We start from the raw sequence: 26,011 nt of genomic DNA, 5'->3' as shown, positions 1-26,011 counted from the left end.
TGCGAAGAATCGCCAAAATGGCTGCAATGATAATGCTTACGCAGCTAAAATATACTATTTCAGAAATGTATCGTTTGTAAAGAGGCATCGAACTGCAATAACTACAGAAAACGAATCATTCTGCCAGAAGTTACTATTTCTGCTTTATAGAATAACAAAAAAAGAGATCCCTACAAATAGGAACCTCCCGCTGGCTGTGGGTCTCGCAAGTATCCATAGCACAATTACTGCCATCAGTATATGCGAAATGTAGAGAAAAGTCAACAGCTTTTCGAAATTCGTCTGGCGAGATGTGCTGACAATTTTTTGCATGATTTTTTCCATTCCAGTTTGCGATTGCCTCCTGCTTTTTCTCTTTGGCGGCCTCGGCGTAAATATTCATGGTTGTGGTGATGTCTGCGGGTCCTATAATACATTCCGTGTTGTATTTCCGTTGATTCCGAGCCATCTTTTCTTGCCTCCTGTTTCTCCTTTTCTATATATTGATATTGGCTCTTTGAGTTTCCTATGTCAACTTTTATTGTACAACACCAGTGAAATTTTACCAATAAAAAGTACCATTCTGCGTATGGCAAGCCCGGCGCGGCAGGACCTATACTAACAGTAACAGATTACAAAGTGAGGTTTTGTACAATGGAGCATATGGCATGGAAGGGCCGCATCAAGCCCGGCTGCAAGGCCGAATATCAGCGACGCCACGCGGAAATCTGGCCCGAGATGGTGGAGGTGCTCAAGGCGGCAGGCGTCTGCAACTACAGCATTTTCTACTGCAATGACGAGCTTTTCGGCTATTATGAGTGCGAAAAGGGCGTGGCCTACGCCGAGAAGGTGCAGGCCGAAAGCCCGGTGGTGGACCGCTGGAACGAATATATGAAGGACATTCTGGAGCTGGAGATGGACCCCGTTACCGGTGCCCAGCCCAAGCTGGAGCAGGTTTTCCGTCTGGATTGAGTTAAGGCAACACCGCACAATTCGCGCCTGACGGCTTAAGCGCCGTTGCCGCGGCTGCGAAGCACAATCTGCGTTGCAAAAATGCTCGATAATACATACCAGTATTATCTGCGCTTTTTGCTTAGCAGCTTGCACTTCTCGCTCGCTGCATCGGCACTTAGAATTGTGCGGTATTGCCTTAAGATTTATTATTGCTGTGGAACACCCCCGGCCCCCTGCGGTGCCGAGGGTGTTTGCCTGTCAAAGAAGTGTTGCGCACTCTCTGGCCCCCTCTCTCGCAGAGGGAGGTTTACCGCCGCACTGTCGGTGCCCGCCGCCACACGGCCCAGAAAGCATTGGCCAGCAGCCAGCCGATGTCGGTGGCGGCGGCCACAGCGTTCAGGCCAAAGCGGGCAAACAAAAACCATGAAAGCACGACCCGCACGCTGATATGCCCCACCGCGGTGCCGAGCCCGACACCCGGTTTACCACCGCGGACATTCAGGTCACCTATGCGATGGTGGGCGCGGGGCTGGGCTATACCGTGACGAACGCCATCAACAGCAGCCCACAGGACACCGCTGTGCGGCACCTTCCGATCGAGCCGCCCGAAATCATTGAAATCGGGCTGGCCCACTGCCGCGACGCCGCGCCCGCGGTAAAGAGCTTTTTGAAGTTCATCCGCCCGCAGCTGCCCGCCGCCCCGCAGACCACCCTATGAAAGCAAAGGAGACTGCACCTATGACGCCTTTGGAGGCACTCAAACGCTATTTTGGCTATGACTCGTTCCGCCCCGGGCAGGCCGACATTGTGGACGCCCTTCTGGCCGGGCAGGACGTACTGGCCGTTATGCCCACCGGTGCGGGCAAATCGCTCTGCTACCAGATACCCGCCCTGCTGTTGCCGGGGGTCACACTGGTGGTCTCGCCGCTGATTTCCCTGATGCAGGACCAGGTCAAGGCGCTGAGCACGGCGGGCGTGCCCGCGGCGTTCATCAACTCCACCCTGACCGAGCGCCAGATTGCCCTTGCGCTGCAGCGCGCCGCCGAGGGCAGCTATAAAATCATCTATGTGGCGCCAGAGCGCCTTGAAACCGCGGTGTTCCGCGATTTTGCCGCCGGTGCGGAAATTTCGATGGTCACGGTCGATGAGGCGCACTGTATCAGCCAGTGGGGGCAGGATTTCCGCCCTAGCTATGTAAAAATTTTGGATTTCGTGGCCGGTCTGCCCCGGCGACCCATCCTGTCGGCCTTCACGGCCACCGCCACGCGGGAGGTGCAGGAGGACATCCGCTGCACACTGCGCCTGCAAAACCCCAAGCTGCTGGTAACTGGCTTTGACCGCCCCAACCTGTTTTTTGCGGTGGAGCACACCCGCCACAAGGATGACTACGTCATCCAGTATCTGCGTGAGCACCCCGGCGAAAGCGGCATAATCTACTGTGCAACGCGCAAAAACGTGGACAAGCTGCAGCAGCTGTTGGCGCAGTACGGCTTTGCCGTAACCAGCTACCACGCGGGTCTGCCTGCCGAGACGCGCCGCAAGAACCAGAACGATTTCATCTACGATGCCGCGCCGGTCATTGTGGCCACAAACGCCTTCGGCATGGGCATTGACAAGTCCAACGTGCGGTTTGTGCTGCACTACAATATGCCCCAGAGTATGGAGAACTACTATCAGGAGGCGGGCCGCGCCGGGCGTGACGGACTGCCGTCCCAGTGCGTGCTGCTCTACTCCGCGCAGGATGTGGTCATCAACAAATTCCTGCTTGACCGCAAGGACTTTGCCGAGTGTGAGCCGGAGGATGCCGAGCTTTTGCACCAGCGCGATTTGCAGCGGCTGCAGACGATGGAGCGCTACTGCCAGACCACCGACTGCCTGCGGAACACCATCCTTACTTATTTTGGCGAGCACCCCACCGCCCCCTGCGGCAGCTGCGGAAACTGCAGCGGCGACTATGAGGAGGCTGATCTGACCGCCGAGGCCAAATGGATAATCAACTGTGTGGCCGAGCTGCGCGGGCGGTACGGCAAGGCGGTGGTGCTTGGCACGCTGCAGGGTGCCAACCGGGCGCGCCTGCGGGAACTCGGCGCTGATCGTATGAAGAGCTACGGCAAGCTGAAGGGCACCCCGCGGGAGACGCTGGACCGGCTGCTTGCCCAGCTGCTGAACGATGGATATTTGTTGCAGACCGAGGACCAGTACGCCGTGCTGCACCTTGGGGACATCACACCGCTGCAGCAGGGGGCACAGGTGCTGGTCAAGCTGCCGCCCCGCCACGAGCCCGAGCATACCCCCGCACCGAAGCCAAAGCGCAGCAGCATGATGGACGCCCTGACCGGCGCCGGGCTGGAGCTGTTTGCCCAGCTGCGCCAGCTGCGGTTCGACATTGCCCAGCGCGAGGGTCTGCCGCCCTACATCATCTTTGGCGACAAGTCCCTGGCCGATATGTGCCTGCGTGCGCCCCAGACGCAGGAGGATATGCTCAGCATCTACGGCATGGGCGAACGCAAGTACGAAAAGTACGCTGCGCCGTTCTTTGCCGCCATTTCCGCCTACTGCGCCGAACACCCCGGTGTTGCGCTGAGTCTGCCCCCTGCGCAGGAGCAGCCCGCCGCCCCCGCCGAAAAGCCGACCAAGAGCGGCAAGGCCCCGAAGATGGACTTCTACCTGACGGCGGAGGACGCGAAGGAGTTCAACTATCAGGACAGCTATTCCGGCGCAGAGCTGAAGGCCGCGCTGGTCGAAGCCGCCAGCACCCCCAACGTGAAGGCACCCACGATAAAGGCCATTGAGGAATGGCTCTACCATGAACGGCTGATTTCGATGGAGCGCTTCCCCAAAAAGGGCTTCTACTACGTGCCCACCCCGGCAGGCGTTGACGCGGGTCTGCGCAGTGTGGACCGCGTGACCGCCAGCGGTATGCCGTACTCGGTACTGGACTACACACCGGACGCGCAGCGACTAGTTGTGGAGCACTTTATAAAAATGAAACCAGAAGAAAATTCGTCAACCTGACCGTTCCGCCTGGATTCTTTTGGTATATTCGTCGATTGTAAAGTTTTTGACACAATGTTAAAATGTTATAAGAGACTGTATGAGTATGGATAAGGAGTATGGAATGGAGAACGTAAAAATTCTGGAGGTCAAGCAGAGCATCTTTGCCTCCAACGATGAGCAGGCCGCCGCGTTGCGGGCCGACCTGAAGGAGAAGAAGATTTTCCTGCTGAACCTGATGAGTGCGCCGGGCTCCGGTAAGACCACCACGCTGCGCAAAACGATTGCCGCCCTCAAGGACGAGCTGCGCATCGGCGTGATGGAGGCGGACATCGACTCTGACGTGGACGCCAAGGCCATCGCCGAAACCGGTGCCAAGGCCATTCAACTGCACACCGGCGGTATGTGCCACCTTGACGCCGAGATGACCCGGCAGGGTCTGGAAGGTCTGGGCACCGGCGACGTGGATTTGGTTGTGCTGGAAAACGTCGGCAACCTTGTCTGCCCGGCCGAGTTTGACACCGGCGCTGTGAAAAACGCCATGATTCTCTCGGTGCCGGAGGGGCATGACAAGCCGCTGAAGTACCCGCTGATGTTCCAAGTCTGCGATGTGGTGCTTGTCAACAAAATTGACGTGCTGCCGTATTTTGATTTTGATATGGACAAATGCAGGGAGTATGTGGCCCTGCGCAACCCCAAGGCAAGGGTCATTCCCATCTGCGCCAAAACCGGCGAGGGCATCGACGAGTGGGCTCAATGGCTGAAGGAGCAGGTCAAAGCATGGCAGGCGTAAGCCCTGCCCTATACGCAATATATAAAGAGGCATTCCATATAAAAAGGAGCAAACTATGAGCAAATCCACCGCATTTCCGCTGGACGAGAGCAAGCTCCCCTTTTCTATTCCGAGGGATGAGCCGTTCCGCGAGAACATTGCCAAGCTGGGCCAGATGATTACCGACCGCATTCCCGCCAAAAAGCGCCCGCTGACCAAGGATGACCCCGAATACTGGGGCCTTGCCTCCATCGTGACCGACGAGATGGCCGAGGTTGCCCTGAAAATGAAGGTGCGCAAGCCCATGACCCTGCCCGAGCTGGTCAAGGTCACCGGCAAGCCCGCCGAGGAGCTGGAGCCCCTGCTGCAGCAGATGTCGGTTGTGGGTCTGCTGGAATACAACTGGGAGAACCCCCGCCACGAAAAGCAGTATGTGCTGCCGATGTTCGTGCCCGGCAGCGCCGAGTTCTTCAATATGAACAAGCAGCAGATTGCCGACCACCCCGAGGTGACCGCCTTCTTTGAGCGTATGACCTTCCTGCCGCTGGAAAACATCACCGCCATGGTGCCGCCGGGCGGCGCGGGCATTGGTATGCACGTTATCCCGGTGGAAAAGGCCATCGAGACCGAAAACCAGTCCGTGGACGTGGAGCATATCTCCCACTGGCTGAAAAAGTATGAGGGTAAGTACGCGGCCGGGCCGTGCTCCTGCCGTATGTCCCGCGCCGCCATGGGCGAGGGCTGCGGCGATGACCCCGACGATTGGTGCATCGGCGTCGGCGATATGGCCGACTATCTGGTCGAGACGAACAAGGGCCATTACGTAACCTATGAGCGCGTGATGGAGATTCTGAAAAAAGCCGAGGACAACGGCTTTGTGCACCAGATTACCAACATTGACGGTGAGAACAAGATTTTTGCCATCTGCAACTGCAACGTCAACGTCTGCAACGCGCTGCGCACCAGCCAGCTCTTCAACACCCCCAATATGAGCCGTTCGGCCTATGTGGCCAAGGTGGAGCCGGAAAACTGCGTGGCCTGCGGCCGCTGCGTGGAGTACTGTCCCGCGGGCGCGGTCAAGCTGGGCCAGAAGCTCTGCACCAAGGAGGGCCGCGTGGTCTACCCGCGGCAGGAGCTGCCCGATGCCACCAAGTGGAGCCCCGAAAAGTGGAGCATTGACTACCGCGACAAGAACCGCATCAACTGCTATGACACCGGCACAGCCCCCTGCAAGACGGCCTGCCCCGCCCACATTGCAGTGCAGGGCTACCTGAAAATGGCCGCGCAGGGCCGCTACCGCGACGCGCTGGCGCTGATTAAAAAGGAGAACCCCTTCCCCGCCGTCTGCGGCCGCATCTGCAACCGCCGCTGTGAGGACGCCTGCACCCGCGGCACCGTGGACCAGGCCGTTGCGATTGACGCCGTCAAAAAGTTCATTGCCCAGCAGGATCTGAACGCCGAGCACCGCTATGTGCCCGACATCGTGCAGCCGTCCCTGCAGGGCAGCTGGACGCAGAAGATTGCGATTATCGGCGGCGGCCCGGCGGGCCTGTCCTGCGCGTACTTCCTGGCCACCCAGGGCTACAAGCCCACTGTATTTGAAAAGAACGAGCGCCCCGGCGGTATGCTGCGCTACGGCATCCCCTCCTTCAAGCTCGAGAAGGACGTCATTGACGCGGAAATCGATGTGCTGCGTGAGCTGGGTGTGGAGATCCGCTGCGGGGTCGAGGTCGGCAAGGACATCACGCTGGCCCAGCTGCGTGAGCAGGGTTACAAGGCGTTCTATGTTGCCATCGGCTGTCAGGGCGGCCGCAAGGCCGGTGTCCCCGGCGAGGATGCCGAGGGCATCCAGACCGCTGTCAGCCTGCTGCGCACCGTTGGCGGTGACGAAGCCCACAAGATGACCGGCAAGACCGTTGTCATCGGCGGCGGCAACGTGGCCATTGACGCCGCCCGTGTCTCGATGCGCTGCGGCTCTGACGAGGTGACGATGGTCTGCTTAGAGCCGCGGGAGAAGATGCCCGCCTCGCCCGAGGAGATTGCCGAGGCCGAGAATGAGGGCACCAAGATTACCTGCGGCTACGGCCCCAAGGAGTTCCTTTCCGAGAACGGCCACGTGACGGCGGTTGTCTTTAAGCGCTGCACCGGCCTGTACAACGCCGAGGGCCGTTTTGCGCCCACCTACGATGAAAACGATACCATCACCCTGTCCTGTAACAATGTGGTGCTCAGCATTGGCCAGTGCATTGAATGGGGCGGCCTGCTGAACGGCGAGGCCGTGGAGCTGGGCCGCGGGAATGGCGCTGTGGCTGACCCGCTGACCTACCAGACCGCCCAGCCCGATGTCTTTGTGGGCGGCGACGTCTACACCGGCCCGCGCTTTGCGATTGACGCCATTGCCGCAGGCAAGCAGGGCGCAATCTCCATCCATCGCTTTGTGCAGCCCAACACCAGCATGACGATTGGCCGCAACCGCCGTGTTTTCCATGAGCTGGACAAGACGAATCTGTCGCTGGGCGACTATGACCACACTCCGCGCCAGACCGCCGCAATGGACGAGAGCATTGACACACACCACTCCTTCCGGGATGCGCACCTGACCCTGACCGAGGAGCAGGTCAAGCTGGAAACCGCCCGCTGCCTTGGCTGCGGTGCCAGCGTAGTAGACCCCAACAAGTGCATTGGCTGCGGCGTCTGCACCACCAAGTGCGAGTTTGACGCCATCCATCTGCACCGCGAGCTGCCCGAGTGCAGCAAGATGGTCAAGAGCGAGGACAAGTTCAAGGCCATTCTGCCCTATATGGCCAAGCGGGAGATTAAGATTCGGTTCTCCAAGAAGGAGAAGTAAATGCACGAGCTGGGAATTGTGTTCCACATCATCCGCACGGTGGAGGACGTGGCACAGCAAAACAAGGTAGCCCGCATCCGGCGGGTGACACTGCAGCTGGGCGAGGTTTCCGGCGTGGTGGAAAGCTATCTGCAGGACTGCTGGAAGTGGGCCGCCGCAAAGTCAGAAATTCTGCCCGATGCCGTGCTGACGGTGGAGATCATCCCCGCCGTGACCCTGTGCGAGGACTGCGGCCAGCAGTACCCCACCGTGCAGTATGGGCGCACGTGTCCGCACTGCCAGAGCCCGCACACCCACCTTGTACAGGGCAATGAGATGCTGATTAAGGAAGTGGAGGTGGTGGAGGGTGACGATGCCCCAAACGATACCGCGCTATAAAATTCTGCGCATTGACGAGCAGATGTACGGCTGTGAGGAGCCCGCCCCCGACCAGCCCATCCTGTGTGATGTGACGCTTCTGGGCGCGGACGGCACCCGGCGGGTGCTCCCCTACCCCGATGAAGCCCTGCGCGCCGCCAACCTCAACGAGGGTGATGGCGTAACCATCCGGGACGGCCAGCTTTATAAGGCCGAATAAAAAGTTTTCCCCCTGCTGCAATGTTTTGTTTTGCAGCAGGGGGATTTTGTTTATGTGTTTGGGGTACTAATAGTCGGCAGCACAAAGCCACCTCCCTATCTTATTTTTTATACTGCGTCAGCACGCGAACGAGCTGGCCTTCGTTCAAGGGTTTGGAGACGTGGTTGTTCATACCGGCGTCCAGCGCACGCTTGACGTCCTCGGCAAAGGCGTTGGCGGTCTGCGCAATGATGGGGATGGTCTTTGCCTGCGGGTGGCTGCTTGCGCGGATGGCCCTTGTCGCGGCAATGCCGTCCATCACCGGCATCATCACATCCATCAGAATCGCGTCAAACGCCGGGGCACCGTTACGGCCGCCGGCCTCAAACTGCTCCACAGCCTGTTTGCCGTTTTCTGCCAGCGTCACCGCGGCCCCAGCCTTTTCCAGCATATAGCTGGCCACCTCGGCATTCAGGGCGTTGTCCTCAGCCAGCAGCAGGTGCATTCCCTTTAGGCTGGGCAGTTCCTTGCCGGTCTCCTGCTTTTCGGGCGCGCTCAGATCCAGCTCAAAGGGCAGCTCCACCACAAAGGTCGTGCCCTCGCCCAGTTTGCTGTGCACCGTGACGGTGCCGCCCATCAGGTCTACCAGCTCCTTGGTGATGGCCATACCCAGACCCGTGCCCTTAAACTCGGTGCGGGCGTTTTCGCTCTCCTGCGCAAACGGTTCATAGATGTGCCGCTGGAACTCCTCGCTCATACCGATGCCGGTATCCTGAATCGTGAAGCGGTAGATGGCGTGGGTCGCGTCCTGCGGCAGCTCATCCAGCGTATAGTTGATGGTGCCGCCCACGCGGTTGTACTTGACCGCGTTGCTGGAAATATTGGCAATCACGCGCTGGACGTGCAGCGGGCTGCCGTAGACGTGGTTGTGCACGTTGTTGAACTTCACGTTGCGGGTCAGCTGCATACGGTTGCTCTGGGTGTACAGGGCGTCCCCGTTGCGGGCCAGCAGCTCATACAGGTTGAACGGCTCGTGCAGAATCATCACGCGGCCGCTTTCCAGCCGGCTCATATCCAACACATCGTTAATCAGCGTTTCCAGCTGCAGGCCCGCGGCGGTCAGCTTGGTCAGCGTACTGCGGACCATCTCGGGGTCATCGGCGTGGTCCTGCGCAATCTGGGCCATACCCAGAATTCCGTTCAGTGGAGTGCGGATGTCATGGCTCATGCGGGAGAGGAAGTCTGTCTTGGCCTTGTTCGCAGCCTCGGCGCTGTCACGCGCCTCAATCAGCCACTGCTCCCGCTTGTGCAGCTCGTTGCAGTCGCAGAGGGTCATAATCCAGATGGTATGGCCGTTGCGGAGGGTTTTATCCTCCTTGCAGAGCTGGAACCACCGCGTGTGGCCGCGCAGGGTGCGCAGGCTCTGGGTTTGCTTGCTGCGGAAATGGCGGAAGCTCTCCACCTCGCGCAGCGGGCTGTCCTTCGCAAAGCGGTCGGCGAACTGCATCGTGTACCCGGTGCCGAACACCTCATCGCTGTTATAGCCCAGCGATTTCAGGGCCAGCTCACTGATGATGCAGACGGGCAACCCCGGCGCATAGAAGCCACCCACCACGCCGACGCCGTTGTTCAACCGCAACAGCTTTTGAATCAGGGTATCAATCTCCTGCAAATCCTCACGCTTGAAATCACCGCTGAAAATGGGTTCTTCGTAGAAACTCTTTATCATTTTCTGCTCCTGTCCTATACCCTGCGGATACTCATTTAGTTACATTATAATATTCTCGTGGGTGAAATGCAATAAATATGTGAAATTTCCTTCCAAAAGAAAAAGATTCTCCACGCGGGAGAATCTTTTTTAAACAATATGCTGTTTATTTCTGGCGGTTTACTCGTTGGTGGAGATGTTCGTGCCAAAATATTTTTCACTCAGCTCCTTGAGGGTGCCGTCAGCGCGCAGTTCCTCAATGGCCTGGTCAATCGCGGCGCGCAGGGTGGCGGTCTCCTCGCCCTTGCGCAGCGGGATGGCCACCTGATTGGCGTCATCGGTCAGCACGGCAATCTTGACGTTCGCGTCGGGGTGCTCCTTCGTGTAATCATAGAAGGTCACCTCGGCGTTCAAGGTGGCGTCAATGCGGCCGCTGAGCAGCAGCTCAAAGGTCTGGTTCAAATCGTCCACGCCGGTCACGGTTGCACCGTACTGCTCGGCCAGCTCGGCATAGGTGCTGGAGATAGTGTTTGCGGTGGTCTTGCCGTTCAGATCCTCCATCGTGTTGATGCTGTCATTGTCCTTGGTGGTGATAACAGCGGTGCGGTTATAAGCGTAGGGGATGGAGAAATCGTATTTCTCGCTGCGCTCGGGGGTGATGTCCACGCCGTTGACCATAATGTCATAGCGGCCCGCGTCCAGACCGGCCAGCAGGCCATCCCACTCGCCCTCGATGAACTGCGGCTCCACGCCCAGCTTCTCGGCAATCTTGGTGCCAACCTCCACGTCATAGCCGACCAGATTGTCATTCTCATCGTGGTAGGTCCAGGGGGCCCAGGTGCCCTCCATGGCAATCGTGATGGTGCCCTTGGACTGAATCTCGCTCAGCAGGTCACCACCGGCAGCCTCGCTGGTGGCAGCATCAACTGCGGTGCTGTCCGCAGCGGGGGTGCTGGCGGCGGTGCTGCCGCAAGCAGTCAAGGCCAGCGCGGCGGTCAGGGTCAGGGCGGTCAGTTTCAGCTTCTTCATTACAATAGGCTCCTTTGCTTGTAGGTCTGTAAAAATTCCTTTGTGCGGGGGTGCTGCGGGTCATTGAAGAACGCCTCGGCGGTGTTCTGCTCCACAATAACCCCCTGCTCCATAAAAACCACGCGGTTGGCCGCATGGCGGGCAAAATCCATCTCGTGGGTCACCACCAGCATGGTGCGGCCTTCCTCGGCCAGGCTGCGCATAACGGCCAGCACCTCGCCGGTCAGCTCAGGATCCAGCGCGGAGGTCGGCTCGTCAAAATAGATAATTTCCGGGTCAACGGCCATGGCGCGGGCAATGGCCACACGCTGCTGCTGCCCGCCGGAAAGCTGGCTGGGGTAGTAGTCGGCGCGGTCATCCATGCCCACCTTGCACAGCATGGCATGGGCAATCTCCTCGGCCTGATGGCGCGGCATTTTGCGGGCCACAATCAGCCCCTCGGTCACGTTCTGCAGCGCCGTTTTGTTGGCAAACAGGTTGTAGCTCTGAAAGACAAAGCCGGTGCGGCGGCGCAGCGCATTTGCCTCGGCATGGGTGACACGGTTCAGCTCAACCTTCTGGTTGTCAAACAGCATCGTGCCTGCGTCCGCCTTTTCCAGAAAGTTGAGACAACGCAGCATTGTGGTTTTTCCGCTTCCGCTAGAGCCAAGAATGGCCACCACGTCGCCCTTGTTCACATCCAAATCAACGCCCTTGAGCACCTGCAAATCCCCGAAGGACTTGCGCAAGTTTCTGATTTGCAGCATAGCTTAACTCCTTTGTGCGCCCTTGCTGTTCAGGTAGCGCTCGCCCACGGCCTGCAGGCGGGTCAGCACCGTGCAGAACAGCAGATAGACCAGGCCAACCTCAATGTACAGCGCCAACGGCTCATAGGTACGCGCCACAATGCGCTGGGTGGTCATAAACATTTCCGTCACGGTAATGTTGGCGGCCAGGGACGTATCCTTGACCATAGCAATCAGGGTGCTGGCCAGCGTGGGGAACGCCGTGCGCAGCGCCTGCGGCAGGATGATGCGGCGGATAATCTGCAAGTAGCTCATGCCGACACACTGCCCGGCCTCCATCTGGCCCTTGGGCACCGATTCCAGCGCGGCGCGGATGGTCTCCGCGCAGTAGGCACCCTCGTTGATGGAAAAGACCAGAACGGCGGCGGGGAACGGCTCAATCAGGATGCCCACACCGGGCAGGCCGTAGAACACAACAAACAGCTGTACCAGCACCGGCGTGCCGCGGATGACCCATATGTAAAACCGGGCAATGCGCTGCAGCACCGGCACATGGGCAAACTGCACCAATGCCACCGCCACGGCAATTACCAATGCCAGCGTGAAGGAAATGGCGGTCAGCGGTATCGTCACCGTCAGACCGGGCAGCAATATTTTACCAAAGGAATCCAGAAGGATGCCTGCAAGGCGTTCAGACATAGGGGTAGCTCTCTCCTTTTATAGCAGCAGGCGCAGGAATATTTCCCACTAAAACAGTATGCTATGAGATTGTAGCACATTATCTCTCTTTTTGCAAGAGTGAAATTTAAAGTAAAGTTTAAGAATTTCAGTTTTATACAAGCAGTAAAGAAGCGCCGTGATTATCCAGAATGGCAAATCACGGTGTTTTGCTTATAACTCCAATCGCTCAGGGGCAGGTATAGCGCAGCCGCAGCCGCGTGTGCAGCGGCTCCTCGCGGGCGCTGGCGGCCAGCTTGAACAGAAAGCTCTGCATGGCGCGCTCCTCGCGCAGGTCGGGAGCATCTCCGCCGTAGATGGTGCGCTCAATCAGCCTGCACACGCGGGTGTACTCGCCCGGCTCCACATCAATGAAGCACGCGGCGATTTTCTCATCCAGCGCGGCGGTGTTCCAGCCAAGGCTGGCGTCCTGCACCCGAATGTGCATCGTGTTGGCCTCCGGCGCATCGCCATCCAGCTGCCAGTAGAGGGCGCTCTGGGTCAGCGGGTCAAAGCCCTGCGCCGCCAGCCATTGCAGCATACCGGCATTGTCCCCGCCCAGGGCGGAATCCGGCAGGGGCTCCCAGCAGCCGTCCCGGTAGACGCTGCCCACAAAGCCGCGCAGATAGAACGCCTTTACCTGCTGGGTTTCCACCGTCAGCAGCTCACCCTCGGCGCTTTGCAGGGTGGACGCCTGATAGAGGTCACCCTCCGGCAGGTTTTTCTCGCCGTAGCGCAGGGTTTCGACGTCCTCGGTCAGATTCTCGCGCAGCTCGTGCACGGAGGCCATCTCCCCCGCGGGCAGCAGCACCGCGCAGAGCGCCAGCGCCGCCGTCAGTAGTGCGGAGACGGTCATGGTGTGCAGCGTGATGGGCACGTGCCTCGAGGTTCTTGGCGAACATATCATACAGCTTCTGGCCCAAGGCGCGCAGACTGAAGGTTTTTTCCTCCAGTTCGACCTTGCCGGCCTCGATGCGGGACATATCCAGAATATCGTTAATCAGCGAGAGAAGATGGTCGCTCAGCTCGTCCGCCTTGTGCAGGTACTGCATGGCGGGGCTGTCCGGCGTCAGCTTGCCCTCGGCCAGCGTCAGCATACCAATGATGCCATTCATCGGGGTGCGGATTTCGTGCGACATACGCGAGAGGAAGGTCGTCTTGGACTGGCTGGCCTCCTCGGCCTTCTGCAGGCTCTTTTCGAATTTTTCAATCTGCTGGTGCAGGGTGGTGCTGCGGCGCAGGGTGGCCACATCCACCGTATCGCTTTCGCCGCGGCGGACATCCACATAGACCCACTCGCCGTTTTTCATATGCAGCTCATCGGTCAGCTCCTGTGCGCCGTCCCACGCCGCATAGCTTTTCCAGAGGGCGCGGCCCGCGGCGGGGTCTGCCAGTTGGGGCAGCAGCGTCGCCACGTCCCCCTGCAAATCCTCCAGCCGGATGCCCAGCAGGGCCTCCATATCGCCGACCGCGTAAACCGGCAGCATATCCTTGCGGCGTATCAGCAGGCGCACCTCGTCCGGGTTGCGGTTCAGCTCCTTTACCATCTGCCCGACCGCGCCGCCAGGCACCAGCAGGCTGCAGCGTTCCCAGCGGGGCGCACGCATGGCCCAGGCCGCCAGCTTTACGCACCGGGCACCCCTGTATTTTTCAAGCCCGGTGCCGGTCAGGGGTGGGTGGTGCCAACAATTTTGGGGGAATTGTGCTGTCTCTAACACCAAAAAGGCACGTTGGGGCAGAATTTTCCCGCCGCGTTGCGCACCCCGCCGCCTCGCGGCACCAGATATGGGGGTTCGCCAAGAATTTTTGCCGGTGTGTTGTAATAAACAGCACAATAGAAAAACCCCTTCGCCGGGGCGGAGGGGTTCACACAGAGGGCTTACTCCCCTGCTTTACAGTTTGCTACAAAGGCCTTGGCGGCATCGGCGGCAGAGGTGTAGACACCGGCGCCGTTGTTGACGGCAGGCATACCCTTGATGGAAGCCAGCTTTTCAATCTGGTCGCTGCAGGCCATAAAGCGCAGAAATTCAACGGCCAGTTCCTTTTCATCGGCGTCCTTGTTGACCGAGAAGCCGTACCACGCTTCCCCATAGGCAAACGCGCCGTTGTCCCCCCAAAGGCTCCCCTCTCAGGGGAGCTCCGCCCGCAGGCGGTGAAGGGTGGTTACCGGCAAGCTGCCGTCACCGGGCAGCCACCCGCGGGGCGTCTGGGACACCGCCCCCTACAAATATACCGGGAACGGCAGTTGTCCGCAGGCTTCCGGCGGGGTGGGGTCACCCCGCCCTACGTGCAGCCTATAAAACGTTGCGCCGTAGGGATTTCCGGCGGGTTCCTCTGTACATCCAAAAGCGCCAGCCCCCTTCACAGGGGCTGGCGCTCATAAGCAATATTCAGCCAGTATTTACTCCGGCTTCTTGTCACCGCAGTGCAGGCGGGCACGCACGGCGCGGATGTTTTCCGGCAGGGCCTCGGGCGGCAGGTCGCCGATGCCCTCGGTGGTGCCGCGCTCTTTGGCGGTCTCATAGAACCAGCATTTGTACTCCAGCGTGTCCATCGTCTGCTGCAGCTCCGCCATACGGGCCTGCAGCACAGTGCGCTGCTTACGGAACATCTCCAGCCTACGGTCGATGGTCTCATCGCCCTGCATAGCCAGCTCGATGTATTCACGGATATCTTTCAGCGACATACCGGTCTTTTTCAGGCACTCAATAATGCGCAGCCACTCATAATCCTTTTCTTCAAACATACGGATGCCGCCGGACGAGCGCCCCACAAACGGCAGCAGCCCTTCTTTATCATAATAGCGCAGCGTGGAGGCCGGTACGCCCAGCCGCTTTGCCATTTCACCCACTGTATAGGCCATTGGTTTTCCTCCCGCCCCTTCATCTTAAACCCGGGTTTAACTTGTGCTACCAGTATAGGGCAATTTGCCCGGAATGTCAAGGTGGGGAGGGCGTACGGCAGCGTTTCTCCAAATTTTGGGCTGTACATCTCACAATTAGCACATCCCACAATTTTGGCTTGCACGCTTTGTGCAAGTGGGAGATTTGTTCGGCATCCTGTTGCAATTTTTGTCATACAGATGTACACTATGCACAAAAAACGCAGGAGCCGTTGTGTATGCAAAAAGCCGCATTATCTGCCCTGCCCGCCGTGCGGGCGCTGGGCCGCCACGCTGGGCGCGACCTGCTGACCCTCTACTAGACCGCCTCCGGCATAGAGCTGCTGTTTGACGGTGCCGAGCTGTGGGTGGACTTTGCCTGTGACTACGCCCTGTATGAGCCGTGGGTCAGCGTGGAGCTGAACGGCGCGTGGTATGCGCGCTTTGCCGTAAGCCCGGGCCAGAGCCGCGTCTGCCTGCTCTCTCTGCCCGCCACAACTGCCGGTACCTACGGCGCACGCTGCCATCCCGGCACCGCCGCCCACCGCGCCGCCGCCGAGGTACTGACCGCCTTCTTGAAGGAAAAGCTATGACCGGAACGCCCCTCCCCCGGGAAGGGCGCTTTCTTTTTTGCGAACTTTATTGACAAATCTTCCTTCCCTTTTTATCATTAGTATAGGGAAAGGGAGTGAGCCGATGCTTAGCTATAATATGGACGTAGAGGAACGCAGTGTCTGGCTGCGGGCCACGCCGGGCACCGCGGTGCTGGCGCGGCCGTTTTACTGCACCGAGGCCGGGCAGTTTTACGGCCGCGCCCATTTTGCCACGGCCCGCACCGATAAGGAGAGCTATATCTTGTTCTACACCCTGTCCGGCTCGGGCCTGATTGAGCAGAATGACCAGCGCATTGAACTGCCCGCAGGCAGCGCCCTGCTGCTGAACTGCCGCGCCCCGCAGAGCTACTGCACCGCCCCCGGCCAAAGCCACTGGCACCACTACTGGGTGCATCTGGACGGCATGGGCGTGGCCAATCTGGCCGAGGTTCTGCTGCCGCAGGGGCGGCTGTGCCCGGTGGCGGTGAGCCGCCTGGAAATGCAGCCGCTGTTTGAGGCCCTGACCAACGATTGGGAGCAAAGCACCACCGCCGCCCAGATTGAGCGCGGCCTGACGCTGCACCGTATGCTGGCCCTGATGGCCCGCCAGCTGCTGGCCGGGGACGAGAGCCGTTCCAACCGCACCCTGATTGAGCAGGCCGCCGAGTACATCCGCCAGCACTACGCCGAGCCGCTGTCTCTGGATGGGCTGCTGGCCCAGACGCCGGTGAGCAAGAGCTGGTTTTTGCGGCTGTTCCGCCAGTATATGGGCACAACCCCCTACAACTTTTTACTGTCCACCCGCATCACACGCGCCAAGGAGCTGCTGGTGCTGACCGATTTTTCCGTCAGCGAGATTGCCCATCAGGTCGGCTTCGGGGATGAGAGCAACTTCTCGACCCGGTTTGCCGCGATGGTGGGCCAGAGCCCCCAGCAGTACCGCCGCAGCGCGATGAAGCCCGCCGAGACCGAATAATCGAAAGAAGGCATATTTTTCATGAAAACCGAGCGTATTGAACGTGTCCGCGCCGCCCTGCGTGCGCAGGGCCTGACCCAGATGATTGTCTGCGACCCCAAAAGCGTCTGGTACCTGACCGGCGTCGCCGTGGAGCCCTATGAACGCCTGCTGGCGCTGTATCTGCCCATCGAGGGTGAGCCGGTGCTGTTTTTGAACAGTCTGTTCAACGTTCCCAACCCGCCGTGCAAGGCCGTCTGGCATACCGACACCGACGCCCCCGTGGCGCAGATTGCCGCGACCGTGGACGCAGAAAAACCGCTGGGCATTGACAAGGAGTGGCCCGCCAAGTTCCTGATTCCGCTGATGGAAGCTCACCCTGCCATGAAGGTGGTGCTCGCCAGCGACTGTGTGGATGACTGCCGCGCCTGCAAGGACGCCGAGGAGCAGGCCCTTATGCGCGAGGCTTCCCGCATCAATGACGAGGTCAACGAGGCCGCGAAGCACTATGTAAAAATCGGTATGACCGAGCGCGAGGTAGCCGAGTTCATCGACGCGCAGTACCGCGCCCACGGCTGTGAGGGACCGAGCTTTACCACGATTGTCTCCTTCGGCGCGAATGCCGCCGACCCGCACCATGAGCCGGATGACACCGTGCTGAAAGAGGGCGACTGCGTCTTGTTTGATATGGGCTGTGTGAAGAATCGCTATTGCAGCGATATGACCCGCACCTGGTTCTGCGGCCAGCCCACCGAAAAGCAGGCCGCCGTGCATGACCTTGTGCGTCGCGCCAACGAGGCCGCCGAGGCGCTGATCAAGCCCGGTGTGTCCCTCTGCACGCTGGACGCTGCAGCGCGCGATCTGATTACCGCCGCCGGCTACGGCGAATACTTCAACCACCGGCTGGGCCATTTCATCGGCCAGACCGACCACGAAAAGGGCGATGTGAGCAGTGCCAACACCGCCGTGGCCAAGCCCGGTATGATTTTTTCCATTGAGCCGGGCGTCTATCTGCCCGGCGAGTTCGGCGTCCGCATTGAGGACCTCGTCCTTGTGACCGAGACCGGCTGCGAGGTGCTGAACCACAACGACAAGCGCTGGGCGGTTGTAGGCCAATAACGCCCGGTACGCCCCGCATAGACAAGCAGCTCCCCCGCCCGCATTGCTGCGGACGGGGGAGCTGCTTGTCTGTTGCGGAATTGCTTAGTCGAGGAAGTTCTCGTTCAGGGTGACGCCGAAGTCATGGGCAATGGCGCGCAGGTCATCATCGGTGATGGTCTGGCGAATCAGACCGCCGCCCATGGACAGCACCTTGACGTAAATCTCGGCGCTCTTCTCGATGGTGTGTGCCAGGCCGAAGGTGATGTCAAAGTCCGGGCCGGAGGCAAACAGGCCGTGCTGTGCCCAGACGGCTGCCTGATAGGTTTTCATCTTCTCGGAGGTTGCCATAGCAATGTCTGCGCCGCCGGGAACCATCCAGGGGCAGACGCCGACGCCCTCGGGGAAAACCACCGGGCACTCGGTAGCGCTCTGCCACAGGGCGCGGGTGAAATCGCGGTCAGTCAGCGGCAGGATGTAGGTCAGCGCGATGACGTTGGTGGCATGGCAGTGATAAATCACGCGGTTTGCGCCGTTGGTAGCGGCCTTGCGGACGCTGTGGTTCATAAAGTGGCTGGGGAACTCGCTGGTCGGCTTGGCACCCTCGGCCAGACCCCAGACGATGCGCCAGCTGTCGCCCTTGTCATTGATTTCGACAATGCCGATGCTGTGAATCGGGTCGGGCTCCACGTTGCGGAAGAACTTGCCGGAGCCGGTGGTGATGAAATACTCACCGGCCAGATTGTCGGCCTGAACGCCCATATTGACCCACTCGCGGGGCTCAGCGTCAAAGTAGGGGCGGCAGGCAGCGACGTCCTCCTCGGTCATACGGTAGGTCAGGTTGCCGCCGTTGCGCTCGTGCCAGCCCTGCAGCCAGCCATCGTTGCACATACGGATAAAGCCCTTCACGCAGGGAATTTCATAGATTGTAGACATAATTTCTGCTCCTTTATTTGAATCTGTAGGGAGGGGTCTTGACCCCTCCGTGCCCTCTTGCCAACAGTACAGCAAAACGCCAGATGTGCGTTTCCTATGCGGAGTGGCCAAGGCCACTCCCTACAAGCCAACCCATAGGCTGCATTACCGGGTGACAATATCCACCGGCACGTTGAAAATCTTGGCAACCTTCAGAATCGTGTCGATGTGGCGGCCGGGTGCGGCAGCCATATGGTGGGTGGGGCCGGCCTCGCTCCAGCGGTTGCAGAACTCGCGGGCACCGCAGCTGAAGCGGGTGCGCATATTCGTATCGCCGAAGGTGAAGATGGGGCCGGGCTCGTTGACGCCCTCGGCCACCACAAACTTGAAGTGGCCGTCCTTGTCCTGCGTAATGCCCAGATAGGTCACATCGCCCACCGGCGGGTAGAACTGGGTCAGGTAGCCGCCGCCGGTCTTGCCGTGGAACACCGGCACAATCTTCATGGTGGGCTTCTTGGCCTGCGAGATGTCGGCGTCGCCGGAGCCGGAGTGGCCGATGATGCAGATATCCTCGTTGAAGTCGATGGAGTACATCTCGCTCAGCTGGCCGCAGCCGGAAATGGTCTTGAGGATGGACATAGCCATGGAGACCTTGATGTCGCCCTCGACCGCGCAGGCAACGCCCTGCTTGATCAGCATCGAGAAGGCGGGGATCAGCATGGAATCCAGCACGCCCGCCTTGCCCTGTGCAAAGCCGTCATAGTGGGAGGCCACGAAGGCAATCTTCTCGTCCTTGACCCACTTCTCAAAGGCAACCACGTACTTGGCCATATCCCAGACCTTTTCAATCGTGCCGCCGCCCTCAATGTCGAAGGTGTCCAGAATGTCCTGCGCCTTGGCGCGGATGGCATCCTCATCGGTGATGTTGTCAGCGATGGCCCACATCTTCTCCCAGTCGAACTGCTTGGTGTACAGCCACATACGGTTGTAGAGGTTCGTCTCGTCGATGTAGAGGTCCATCATGCCGGGATACGGGCGGCCAATCTGGGCCAGGTTCGTATCGCGGAAGCGGCGGCGCACCTGCGCGGCGCGGCACCAGTCCTCAATCTCGGCCTGTACGGTGGGGTCACCGCCCTCGACCACACCGGTGATGACCGCATGGCGCTTGCCTGCACGCTCGAGGTCAGCGACCATCTCGCCCACAGCGCCGCAGGCGTAGAGTTCGCCCAACCAGGTGGGAATGTCGGTGTTGGCGTAGTCGGGTGCCTTCTTCTTCTGGACGTTGACCAGCACAACGGGCACATCCAGATCGCGCACGGCGGGCAGCATATTATAAGAGGTAGCGTAGGTCAGCAGCTGCAGAATAACAAGGTCAACATCCGCGGCGCGGAACTTATCGCCCGCGGCCATGGACTGCTCCTTGGTGGTGACGATGCCGCCATCGATGATTTCCACGGTGTCCGGCAGGGTCTTTTTGAAGGCGGCATACTGGCCCTCAAACTCCGGCACCAGCGTGGGGAACTGCGGCAGATACGCGCCCAGCGCAATGGCAAACACGCCAACGCGGGCTTTGGTTTCGACTAACATAGAGATTTCCTCCTTCTGTTTATTGCGGTTGATATTCCGCGATTGTAAAGCTCTTTTTGATAGCGGCTCTCGCCTCGGCCAGGTCGGCAAAGTCGCCGTTATGGATGAACTGCACCATCAGGTTGCCAAGGGCCGTGCCCTCGGTCGGGCCGGCAAAGACCGTCAGGCCGGTGGCGTTGGCGGTCTGCTGGTTCAGGTAGCCGTCCTGACTGCCGCCGCCCACAATGTTCAGGCTCGTGTAAGTCTTGCCGGTCAGGCCCTGCAGGGTCTGCACGGCGCGGCGATAGTCCTGCGTCAGCGAATTGTAGACGCACTGCATGACCTCGCCGGTGGTGGCGGGCACAGGCTGATTTGTATCGGCGCAGGCGGCCTTGACCTCGTCAATCATCGAGGCCGGGGCGAGGAAGCGATTCTCGTCCGGGTCCACACAGCTGGCAAAATCCGCGGCGCCCTTGGCGGCGGCAATCAGCTCGGGGAAGCTCGGGCGCGTGCCGGTCTGCTCGCCCAGCTCGCGGCGGATGGACTGAATCATCCACAGGCCCATGATGTTTTTCAGATAGCGGTAGCGGTAGTCATAGCCGCCCTCGTTCGTGAAGTTGGCGGCACAGCTCTCGGCGCTGGTGATGGCCTTCTGGTTCTCGACGCCCAGCAGACTCCATGTACCGCTGGACAGGTACGCGGCGCAGTCATCGCGGGCGGGCACAGCCAGAAAGGCCGAGCCGGTATCATGGGTGGCGGGCAGGATAACCTCAGCGTCAAAGCCAACCTCGGCCTGCACAGCCGGGGTCAGGTGCCCCAGCACCGTGCCCGGCATACGGATGGGCTGGAAGATGCCGCGGGGCAGGCCCAGCTTGGCAATCAGTTCCTCGTCCCAGTCCTTGCTGTCTGCTCCCACCAGCGCCGTGGTGCTGGCGTTGGTGTACTCGTTCGCGGCCACACCGCAGAGCAGATAGTTCAAGTAATCGGGCACCATCAGGAAGATTTTTGCCGCGTCCAGCTGCTCCGGGTGCTCCTTTTTCAGCGCCATGAGCTGGTAAACGGTGTTGAACGGCTGGTACTGGATGCCAGTGCGGGCATAATGCTCGGCAAAGGTCAGGCCGTAGTCCTTTTCCAGTGCCTCGCGGATGCCCTCGGTGCGCTCATCGCGGTAGGCCACGGCATCGCCGAGGCGTTTGCCCTGCTCATCCAGCAGGACGAAATCCACCGCCCAGGTGTCAATGCCGATGGTAGAGGGGGCAAAGCCTGCGTCATGAGCGGCCTTCAGGCCGTTGATGACCTCCTTGGCCAGCGTGTCAATGTCCCAGCAGAGGTGGCCGTTCTTGCGGCTGACGCCGTTTTCAAAGCGGTAGACCTCCTGCAGGATGATTTTGCCGTCTTGTACCGTGCCGACAATGTGCCGCCCGCTGGACGCACCAATGTCAACTGCCAGTGTACAGGTCTGCATAGTGTAACTCCTTCTTTGCAAAATGCCAGTGTTTTGTATATGCGTTTGTCTGCATTATACGCCCCGCACCGTCGGCGTTCCATCCTTAAAAGAATTTGATTCTTTGTGAAAATTCTACAGGATAGGCGTGGAGCAAAGGAGCTATACAGCCCCAAAAGCCTGCCCCTCCGGGGAAGGTGGCCCCGCAGGGCCGGAAGGGGTGCTTCCCGGCAAATACTGTTTATGGGAAACCACCGGGCCTGGTGTGCCTGGCCCTACCGTATCCCCCGCCGCAAAATATCCGGTTGACATATTTTATCTACCTACGTATAATAGACCGTGCGTAAAAAGGAGATGTTTGCCATGCCCCGCGCTCACAAGAGCCGCTTGCTTGATATGACCCACGGTGACCCATTCCGCCTGGTGCTTCAATTTTCGTTGCCGCTGTTCTGCTCCAACCTGCTGCAGCAGGTCTATAACCTGACCGACACCGCGCTGGCCGGGCACCTGCTGGGTGCGGGTGCATTGGCCGAAATCGGTGCCACCGCCGCGCTGTACGGCCTGATTATGAACTTTGCCTTCGGTATGAACAACGGTCTGGCGCTGACCATCAGCCGCCACTTCGGCGCGGGTGATGAGCACGGGATGCGCCGCGCTGTCGGCTGGATGGTCACCCTCTCCGTGGCGGTGTCCCTTGTGCTGACCTTCGCTTCCCTGCTGGGCCGCAATGCCCTGCTGACCGCTCTGCAGGTCCCCGCCGAGGTGTGGGACGGTGCCTCCGCCTACCTGACCCTGATTCTGTTGGGCATTCCCCTGACGATGCTTTATAATATGGAAGCCGCCCTGCTGCGTGCTGTGGGCAACAGCGTCACGCCGCTGCTGTTTTTGCTGTTCAGCAGCGTGCTCAACATCGGGCTGGATGTCGCCTTTATGGGGCCGCTTGGCATGGGCGTGCGCGGCGCAGCGGCCGCCACCGTGCTGGCGCAGGGCATCAGTGCGGTGCTGGGCATTGTCTACCTTGTGCGCTGCTACCCGGAGCTGCATTTCAGCGCCGGGCAACTCAAAACCGCCACACCCCACTCCGTGGGCAATATGCTGTGGGCCGGGCTCAGCATGGGGCTGATGAGCGCCATCTACAATCTGGGCAGTGTGGCCCTGCAAAGCAGCATCAACGCACTGGGCAGCGTCTACATCACCGCCCAGACCGCCGCCCGCCGCATGGCAGAGCTGTACTTTATCCCCGGCGGCGCGCTGGGCATCAGCGTGGCAACCTTCAGCAGCCAGAACCTTGGCGCAGGCAAGCGCAGCCGCATACTGCAGAGCGTCAAGGCCGCCTTCGCGATTTATCTGGTATGGTGGCTCTTTGCGGTGGTGTATACAGTTTTTCTCGGCCGCACGACAATTTGTGCCATCACCGGCAGTGCGGACGAGGTCATTGTCTCCAACGCCATGCTCTACCTGAAAATCAGCTTGCCGTTCATCCCTCCGATGGGCGTGCTGGTCATTCTGCGCAATATGCTGCAGGGCATCCAGCACACGGTGGAGCCGCTGCTGGCCAGTGCGCTGGAGCTTATCGGCAAGGTGATTTTTGCCGTCTGGCTTGTGCCGGTCTACGGCTACCGCGCAGTCTGCTTCTGCGAGCCGACCACGTGGGTCATCTGCTTTTTCTTCATCCTCATCGCCGTCTGGCACTGCCGCGCCGATTTGGCCGACCGCACCGCCGCATAACCCTGTACATTTCATTCGCTTTTGTTAATTTTACAGACTTTCCCCGGATTTTTTAGCCCGCACACCTTGGCAAGCCGGATTTTTTCTGGTATAATAATATAGTTGTTTTGCGGGCCAGTAGCTCAGTTGGTCAGAGCTGGCGGCTCATAAACATTGGATGTTAGGATTTGCATCCTTGAAAGAATTCGATAAATCGTAAGATTTGCGATTTTCATAGTTGATTTTTCTGCTTTCATCTACAACCCATCTACGGGCGGTTCGCAACTGCTTGTTTGGGTTGTTTCATAAGGGCCATTAGTTCAGCGGTTAGAACTCTCGGCTCATAACCGAGTTATCGCAGGTTCGAATCCTGCATGGCCCACCAAAAAGAGACGTGCAAGCGTAAAGTTTGCACGTCTCTTTTCATCTTTCAGGGGTTTTTCTCTTGTAGAGCGTCTCGCTCATCTGGCTGCGGATGGAATCCTGCCGCTTGTGGTAGACCTGCGTATAAATTGCCAGTGTCGTGCTGGGCTGGGCGTGACCCGCTTCGGCCGCCACCGTAGCGACACCGATATCCGGGTTGGAGAGCAGGATACTGACAAAGGTGTGGCGAAACATATGCGGGTGGATTTTGCGGATGCCCGCTTTCTCGGCCACGCGGTCAACAATTTTGCCATAGTGGTCGGGGCTGATGGGCCAGCCGAAATCATTGATAACGATAAAATTTTTCCCGCGCAGCTTTTGCAGGGATTCCCGGTACGATTCCCACTTTCCGTCCATGCAGGTCTGCCAAGCACTGCCCATACGGTGCTTTTGTGCAAGCCATTGGTCACGGTAGGTTTTCAGATATTCCATAAATTCGGGTGCTACATCTATGTCACGGACGTTGTCCTCTTTCGTGGTCGTTAGGTGATAGCCTTTGTTCACTATGAGCAGTGACTTATCCACATGGACGGTGCAGTGGTCGAAGTCAATATCTTCCCATGTCAGCCCGGCTAACTCACCGCGCCGCATTCCGGTATTCAGCAGCCCCATAACGATGACCTGCTCCAGTGTGGAACAGCGCGGCAACACCTTAAAAAGAGCCTCTACTTCTTCCGGGTGCAGGCAGTCTACCGGGCGGCTGCGCGTACCTTTAACCGCGAGTGTTTGGGTATCGTTCTCTATGCCGTACTCGCGTTCGGCATATTGCATTACGAGCCGCAGAAAGATGGCATACTCCTTGATGGTTTTTCGTGCAATAGGGCGGTGATCCAGTTCAATATGAAACAGCTTTTCGGGCTTACATTTGAGAGCTGCTGCAATTTCCTGTGCTGTTTTTAGTGTGGTACGCTCTCCGCGGAACACTCGCTCTACAGATTTTGTCTGTATGGAGCATTGTGCTGCAATTTGGGGACAGGACAGTTTCTTATATTGCTTTGCGTTGGGTTTCAGCACCGCATACCCTTTCACGCTGCGCACATCGGCCTCACCCAGCAGATCTAGAAACTTCTCGCATTCGCGCTTATTTACCTTTGAAATCGGCATTTCTGCAAATGCCGGGCTGATTTCGCAGATTCGGCGCAGCATGGTTTCCTTACCTGCTGTGGTGTTGGCTTTATTCTTATGCTGTTCGTAGTCGCCCTCCAGACGAACGGAGGGATCGAGCATCGATTTTTTGGAATCAATGTATGCTCTTGCTGCATCTCGAAAGGGCGTGTTTTTGCCATCTTTTTCATCGTCGGCTTTCTGTTGCTCTGCGCGTTCAAAAACGAGTGCGGCTTCAATGGCAGCGTTTTCACGCTGGCGGTGGGTTTTCAATACAGTGGGGTCAAAGTCAAAGCGCCCATATCGCCGCACCCTTTTTCCATGTACGGTCACATTAGCGGTCAGTACATAATAGGGGGCGCTGCGTTTGGGAATCATAAGTTTTGCCGATGCCATTATTCAGATTGCTCCGTTTTATTGTTGTAGTAGGCCGCCAGCTTGCCAAGGTTAATGTACCACTTAACACCGGACTGAAATGCAAGGTCCGGATTCTCGCGGCAGACACGCCGAAGATAATACGGCGGCAGGTTCATGATCTCGCTGGCCTGTTTGATGCTGACAATCTGCGGCAGGGTGATTTTCTCAATTTCGCAGGCGGATGCCTGCAGCGGCATTTGCACAGGTTCTTTCATCGTTCTTCACACTCCACATAGTAAATTGGTTTTCGGTTGTGGCGGCGCAGCAAGCGTGCATCCAACCCGGTCAGATACAATTCATATTGTAGATTGGTCTCGGTCGTAATCAGCACTGCACCGTAATTCTGCAGAAAGCGCAGAATGCGGTATAAGGTTGTAATGTCGTGACTCAAACGGTCAAGGCTCTGCACCATGACGGCGTTGACGCGACCCTGCTGCACAGCGGTAAGCATGGCGAACAGGGCAGGCCTCCAAAATTCGGTGCCGTATTTCTGCTCCATGCAGGAGTTGACGATGATGTAACCGCGCCTGTCGGCTTCACGCATGACTTCTGCAAGCTGTTCTTCCAATGCGGGCAGGTTCGGTGCGGCACTGCGGGCGAACGCCCAAACTTTATACTCTGTCATG

27 protein-coding genes and 1 tRNA gene are annotated in these 26,011 nt (G+C 58.9%); 12 read left to right on the top strand and 16 right to left on the bottom strand.

Translation table 11 applies throughout. The annotated features are described in order from the left end of the window. Positions 1-133: 133 nt before the first annotated feature. Complete coding sequence (locus NE623_RS11365) at positions 134-448, bottom strand: hypothetical protein (protein ID WP_256272645.1); 315 nt, start codon at positions 446-448, stop codon at positions 134-136. Between the two features lie 185 nt (positions 449-633). Between NE623_RS11365 and NE623_RS11360 the strand changes: the two genes are divergently transcribed. Beyond that, positions 634-951, top strand: a complete 318-nt coding sequence (locus NE623_RS11360; RefSeq protein ID WP_256272644.1) for an L-rhamnose mutarotase — start codon at positions 634-636, stop codon at positions 949-951. 289 nt (positions 952-1,240) lie between these two features. Here the strand turns inward: NE623_RS11360 and NE623_RS11355 are convergent, their stop codons facing one another. Beyond that, positions 1,241-1,375 carry a hypothetical protein gene (locus NE623_RS11355; protein ID WP_256272643.1) on the bottom strand — a complete coding sequence of 45 codons (135 nt, stop codon included), beginning with the start codon at positions 1,373-1,375 and terminating at the stop codon, positions 1,241-1,243. A gap of 6 nt (positions 1,376-1,381) precedes the next feature. On the opposite strand from NE623_RS11355, the gene NE623_RS11350 reads away from it, so the two are divergent. The 6 genes from NE623_RS11350 (at position 1,382) to NE623_RS11325 (ending at position 8,124) form a co-directional block, all read left to right on the top strand. Continuing rightward, positions 1,382-1,651: a LysR substrate-binding domain-containing protein gene (locus NE623_RS11350; protein WP_256272642.1), complete on the top strand. Its 270-nt coding sequence runs from the start codon at positions 1,382-1,384 to the stop codon at positions 1,649-1,651. 20 nt (positions 1,652-1,671) lie between these two features. After that, a complete protein-coding gene (gene recQ / locus NE623_RS11345) occupies positions 1,672-3,948 on the top strand; it encodes a DNA helicase RecQ (protein ID WP_256272641.1) in 2,277 nt (758 codons plus the stop codon). A 103-nt stretch (positions 3,949-4,051) separates the two neighbouring features. After that, positions 4,052-4,720 (top strand): hydrogenase nickel incorporation protein HypB, encoded by a 669-nt coding sequence (gene hypB, locus NE623_RS11340; RefSeq protein WP_256272677.1) that lies wholly within the window; start codon positions 4,052-4,054, stop codon positions 4,718-4,720. A 55-nt stretch (positions 4,721-4,775) separates the two neighbouring features. Further along, positions 4,776-7,547: an FAD-dependent oxidoreductase gene (locus tag NE623_RS11335; RefSeq protein WP_370866735.1), complete on the top strand. Its 2,772-nt coding sequence runs from the start codon at positions 4,776-4,778 to the stop codon at positions 7,545-7,547. Beyond that, positions 7,548-7,925 carry a hydrogenase maturation nickel metallochaperone HypA gene (locus NE623_RS11330; protein ID WP_256272640.1) on the top strand — a complete coding sequence of 126 codons (378 nt, stop codon included), beginning with the start codon at positions 7,548-7,550 and terminating at the stop codon, positions 7,923-7,925. Further along, positions 7,900-8,124, top strand: coding sequence for a hypothetical protein (locus NE623_RS11325; protein WP_256272638.1), 225 nt, complete (start codon positions 7,900-7,902; stop codon positions 8,122-8,124). The genes NE623_RS11330 and NE623_RS11325 overlap by 26 nt, the downstream gene beginning before the upstream one ends. A gap of 100 nt (positions 8,125-8,224) precedes the next feature. On the opposite strand, the gene NE623_RS11320 is transcribed toward NE623_RS11325, so the two are convergent. From NE623_RS11320 to NE623_RS11285, 8 genes are all read right to left on the bottom strand, one after another. Beyond that, positions 8,225-9,832: an ATP-binding protein gene (locus NE623_RS11320; protein WP_256272637.1), complete on the bottom strand. Its 1,608-nt coding sequence runs from the start codon at positions 9,830-9,832 to the stop codon at positions 8,225-8,227. A gap of 159 nt (positions 9,833-9,991) precedes the next feature. Further along, the gene (locus NE623_RS11315) at positions 9,992-10,840 is read right to left on the bottom strand and encodes an amino acid ABC transporter substrate-binding protein (protein ID WP_256272636.1); all 849 of its coding nucleotides are present in this window, start codon (positions 10,838-10,840) and stop codon (positions 9,992-9,994) included. Beyond that, positions 10,840-11,586, bottom strand: coding sequence for an amino acid ABC transporter ATP-binding protein (locus tag NE623_RS11310; protein WP_256272635.1), 747 nt, complete (start codon positions 11,584-11,586; stop codon positions 10,840-10,842). Before NE623_RS11310 ends, NE623_RS11315 begins: the two co-directional genes overlap by 1 nt. A 3-nt stretch (positions 11,587-11,589) precedes the next feature. After that, a complete protein-coding gene (locus NE623_RS11305) occupies positions 11,590-12,264 on the bottom strand; it encodes an amino acid ABC transporter permease (RefSeq protein WP_256272634.1) in 675 nt (224 codons plus the stop codon). Between the two features lie 208 nt (positions 12,265-12,472). Beyond that, on the bottom strand, positions 12,473-13,063 hold the full coding sequence (locus tag NE623_RS11300) for a hypothetical protein (protein WP_256272633.1): 591 nt from the start codon (positions 13,061-13,063) through the stop codon (positions 12,473-12,475). Next, complete coding sequence (locus NE623_RS11295; RefSeq protein ID WP_256272632.1) at positions 12,987-13,889, bottom strand: sensor histidine kinase; 903 nt, start codon at positions 13,887-13,889, stop codon at positions 12,987-12,989. The genes NE623_RS11300 and NE623_RS11295 overlap by 77 nt, the downstream gene beginning before the upstream one ends. Positions 13,890-14,161: 272 nt before the next feature. Further along, positions 14,162-14,296, bottom strand: a complete 135-nt coding sequence (locus NE623_RS11290; protein WP_256272631.1) for a hypothetical protein — start codon at positions 14,294-14,296, stop codon at positions 14,162-14,164. A gap of 387 nt (positions 14,297-14,683) precedes the next feature. Next, the gene (locus NE623_RS11285) at positions 14,684-15,145 is read right to left on the bottom strand and encodes a MerR family transcriptional regulator (RefSeq protein WP_256272630.1); all 462 of its coding nucleotides are present in this window, start codon (positions 15,143-15,145) and stop codon (positions 14,684-14,686) included. A gap of 386 nt (positions 15,146-15,531) precedes the next feature. On the opposite strand from NE623_RS11285, the gene NE623_RS11280 reads away from it, so the two are divergent. From NE623_RS11280 to NE623_RS11270, 3 genes are all read left to right on the top strand, one after another. Then, complete coding sequence (locus NE623_RS11280; RefSeq protein ID WP_256272629.1) at positions 15,532-15,756, top strand: hypothetical protein; 225 nt, start codon at positions 15,532-15,534, stop codon at positions 15,754-15,756. 103 nt (positions 15,757-15,859) lie between these two features. After that, positions 15,860-16,732 carry an AraC family transcriptional regulator gene (locus tag NE623_RS11275; RefSeq protein ID WP_256272628.1) on the top strand — a complete coding sequence of 291 codons (873 nt, stop codon included), beginning with the start codon at positions 15,860-15,862 and terminating at the stop codon, positions 16,730-16,732. Between the two features lie 21 nt (positions 16,733-16,753). Continuing rightward, positions 16,754-17,830, top strand: a complete 1,077-nt coding sequence (locus NE623_RS11270; RefSeq protein ID WP_256272627.1) for a M24 family metallopeptidase — start codon at positions 16,754-16,756, stop codon at positions 17,828-17,830. 84 nt (positions 17,831-17,914) lie between these two features. Here NE623_RS11270 and rhaD read toward each other — a convergent pair whose 3' ends face one another. The 3 genes from rhaD to rhaB form a co-directional block, all read right to left on the bottom strand. After that, positions 17,915-18,745, bottom strand: coding sequence for a rhamnulose-1-phosphate aldolase (rhaD, locus tag NE623_RS11265; RefSeq protein ID WP_256272626.1), 831 nt, complete (start codon positions 18,743-18,745; stop codon positions 17,915-17,917). Between the two features lie 144 nt (positions 18,746-18,889). After that, positions 18,890-20,311, bottom strand: coding sequence for an arabinose isomerase (locus NE623_RS11260; RefSeq protein WP_256272625.1), 1,422 nt, complete (start codon positions 20,309-20,311; stop codon positions 18,890-18,892). A gap of 19 nt (positions 20,312-20,330) precedes the next feature. Further along, on the bottom strand, positions 20,331-21,755 hold the full coding sequence (gene rhaB / locus NE623_RS11255) for a rhamnulokinase (protein WP_256272624.1): 1,425 nt from the start codon (positions 21,753-21,755) through the stop codon (positions 20,331-20,333). Positions 21,756-22,097: 342 nt separating this feature from the next. Between rhaB and NE623_RS11250 the strand changes: the two genes are divergently transcribed. Together NE623_RS11250 and NE623_RS11245 are read left to right on the top strand one after the other, a co-directional pair. After that, the gene (locus NE623_RS11250) at positions 22,098-23,462 is read left to right on the top strand and encodes an MATE family efflux transporter (protein WP_256272623.1); all 1,365 of its coding nucleotides are present in this window, start codon (positions 22,098-22,100) and stop codon (positions 23,460-23,462) included. Between the two features lie 288 nt (positions 23,463-23,750). After that, positions 23,751-23,826, top strand: a tRNA-Ile gene (locus NE623_RS11245). Between the two features lie 38 nt (positions 23,827-23,864). Here NE623_RS11245 and NE623_RS11240 read toward each other — a convergent pair. From NE623_RS11240 to NE623_RS11230, 3 genes are read right to left on the bottom strand one after another with little or no spacing between them, the layout of a single operon-like run. Then, positions 23,865-25,364, bottom strand: coding sequence for a tyrosine-type recombinase/integrase (locus NE623_RS11240; RefSeq protein ID WP_256272622.1), 1,500 nt, complete (start codon positions 25,362-25,364; stop codon positions 23,865-23,867). Continuing rightward, on the bottom strand, positions 25,364-25,600 hold the full coding sequence (locus NE623_RS11235) for a hypothetical protein (protein WP_143402707.1): 237 nt from the start codon (positions 25,598-25,600) through the stop codon (positions 25,364-25,366). The genes NE623_RS11240 and NE623_RS11235 overlap by 1 nt, the downstream gene beginning before the upstream one ends. Next, positions 25,597-26,010, bottom strand: a complete 414-nt coding sequence (locus NE623_RS11230; protein ID WP_256272621.1) for a recombinase family protein — start codon at positions 26,008-26,010, stop codon at positions 25,597-25,599. Before NE623_RS11230 ends, NE623_RS11235 begins: the two co-directional genes overlap by 4 nt. Position 26,011: the final 1 nt, after the last annotated feature.

Source organism: Gemmiger formicilis (genome assembly GCF_024462815.1).
Taxonomy (GTDB): domain Bacteria; phylum Bacillota; class Clostridia; order Oscillospirales; family Ruminococcaceae; genus Gemmiger.
The sequence above is the reverse complement of the archived record's forward strand: the minus strand, read 5'-3'. Positions and strand labels throughout refer to the sequence as shown.

Coding starts and splice junctions, on each gene's coding strand:
- NE623_RS11365 (WP_256272645.1), bottom strand. CDS start 448: ATGGCTCGGAATCAACGGAAATACAACACGGAATGTATTATAGGACCC.
- NE623_RS11360 (WP_256272644.1), top strand. CDS start 634: ATGGAGCATATGGCATGGAAGGGCCGCATCAAGCCCGGCTGCAAGGCC.
- NE623_RS11350 (WP_256272642.1), top strand. CDS start 1,382: ATGCCCCACCGCGGTGCCGAGCCCGACACCCGGTTTACCACCGCGGAC.
- recQ (WP_256272641.1), top strand. CDS start 1,672: ATGACGCCTTTGGAGGCACTCAAACGCTATTTTGGCTATGACTCGTTC.
- hypB (WP_256272677.1), top strand. CDS start 4,052: ATGGAGAACGTAAAAATTCTGGAGGTCAAGCAGAGCATCTTTGCCTCC.
- NE623_RS11335 (WP_370866735.1), top strand. CDS start 4,776: ATGAGCAAATCCACCGCATTTCCGCTGGACGAGAGCAAGCTCCCCTTT.
- NE623_RS11330 (WP_256272640.1), top strand. CDS start 7,548: ATGCACGAGCTGGGAATTGTGTTCCACATCATCCGCACGGTGGAGGAC.
- NE623_RS11325 (WP_256272638.1), top strand. CDS start 7,900: ATGCCCCAAACGATACCGCGCTATAAAATTCTGCGCATTGACGAGCAG.
- NE623_RS11320 (WP_256272637.1), bottom strand. CDS start 9,832: ATGATAAAGAGTTTCTACGAAGAACCCATTTTCAGCGGTGATTTCAAG.
- NE623_RS11315 (WP_256272636.1), bottom strand. CDS start 10,840: ATGAAGAAGCTGAAACTGACCGCCCTGACCCTGACCGCCGCGCTGGCC.
- NE623_RS11310 (WP_256272635.1), bottom strand. CDS start 11,586: ATGCTGCAAATCAGAAACTTGCGCAAGTCCTTCGGGGATTTGCAGGTG.
- NE623_RS11305 (WP_256272634.1), bottom strand. CDS start 12,264: ATGTCTGAACGCCTTGCAGGCATCCTTCTGGATTCCTTTGGTAAAATA.
- NE623_RS11295 (WP_256272632.1), bottom strand. CDS start 13,889: ATGCGTGCGCCCCGCTGGGAACGCTGCAGCCTGCTGGTGCCTGGCGGC.
- NE623_RS11290 (WP_256272631.1), bottom strand. CDS start 14,296: ATGGCCTGCAGCGACCAGATTGAAAAGCTGGCTTCCATCAAGGGTATG.
- NE623_RS11285 (WP_256272630.1), bottom strand. CDS start 15,145: ATGGCCTATACAGTGGGTGAAATGGCAAAGCGGCTGGGCGTACCGGCC.
- NE623_RS11275 (WP_256272628.1), top strand. CDS start 15,860: ATGCTTAGCTATAATATGGACGTAGAGGAACGCAGTGTCTGGCTGCGG.
- NE623_RS11270 (WP_256272627.1), top strand. CDS start 16,754: ATGAAAACCGAGCGTATTGAACGTGTCCGCGCCGCCCTGCGTGCGCAG.
- rhaD (WP_256272626.1), bottom strand. CDS start 18,745: ATGTCTACAATCTATGAAATTCCCTGCGTGAAGGGCTTTATCCGTATG.
- NE623_RS11260 (WP_256272625.1), bottom strand. CDS start 20,311: ATGTTAGTCGAAACCAAAGCCCGCGTTGGCGTGTTTGCCATTGCGCTG.
- rhaB (WP_256272624.1), bottom strand. CDS start 21,755: ATGCAGACCTGTACACTGGCAGTTGACATTGGTGCGTCCAGCGGGCGG.
- NE623_RS11250 (WP_256272623.1), top strand. CDS start 22,098: ATGCCCCGCGCTCACAAGAGCCGCTTGCTTGATATGACCCACGGTGAC.
- NE623_RS11240 (WP_256272622.1), bottom strand. CDS start 25,364: ATGGCATCGGCAAAACTTATGATTCCCAAACGCAGCGCCCCCTATTAT.
- NE623_RS11235 (WP_143402707.1), bottom strand. CDS start 25,600: ATGAAAGAACCTGTGCAAATGCCGCTGCAGGCATCCGCCTGCGAAATT.
- NE623_RS11230 (WP_256272621.1), bottom strand. CDS start 26,010: ATGACAGAGTATAAAGTTTGGGCGTTCGCCCGCAGTGCCGCACCGAAC.